Origin of the sequence: Psychrobacter sp. 1Y10, from assembly GCF_052259005.1 — a bacterium.
Taxonomy (GTDB): Bacteria; Pseudomonadota; Gammaproteobacteria; order Pseudomonadales; family Moraxellaceae; genus Psychrobacter; species Psychrobacter saeujeotis.
The window spans coordinates 1-571 of sequence record NZ_JBQQES010000029.1 but is presented as its reverse complement, the minus strand read 5'-3'; the positions used below and the strand labels follow the sequence as shown (position 1 = coordinate 571).

At 65.1% G+C, this 571-nt stretch carries 1 protein-coding gene and 1 pseudogene; both read left to right on the top strand.

What is annotated here, in order from left to right:
* Nucleotides 1-206 (top strand): hypothetical protein (locus ACTXGH_RS13785; RefSeq protein ID WP_443561800.1); only part of this gene is annotated, 206 nt, incomplete at its 5' end.
* Between the two features lie 192 nt (nucleotides 207-398).
* Nucleotides 399-571 (top strand): annotated as a pseudogene (locus ACTXGH_RS13780) (ISL3-like element ISMdi2 family transposase); the annotation flags it as partial.

The following is a 571-nucleotide window of genomic DNA, read 5'->3' as shown; positions in this document are numbered from 1 at the left end:
GCGACACCCTGGAATACGTGATGGCGAAGACGGCCGGCGAGACCCTCGCGTCGACGCTGGCGCGGACGATCCCGAACCTGCGGACCGTGATCGAGCGGCTGCCGCGGGTGAAGACTGATCAGACCGCAACGATTTTTCCTGTTCCGGCCGTGCCGCCCAGCGTGTTGATGCTGCCGATTATCCGGCGCCTGTCAGCGCCACCTTGAGACCGACCGGACACGCGGATCCCACAAGCCTCGGGGAAACCCGACTGATGACCGGCGAACGTGACCCCGCCACTCAGCGTGTCAAACAGCGTTGAACATTGGTTCATCCGCAATTTCGGTGCTGCGGGATGATTCGGGCGTTGGTTCACGTGGTGGCCCGAGGGCAGCGCTATGCCGATCTCGAACCCGTCGGTGCCGTCGGTCCCGGACGGCCTGCACGTCGATGGTCTGACGCTGGACACGTCCGTGTTGCTGATCACTGCCCGAACCACGGCAGCCCAAGCCTGCTGTCGGGTCTGCGGGCGTGCGTCAGTGCGGGTGCACAGCAGGTATTGGCGGACGTTCGACGACCTGCCCTGGCAGGA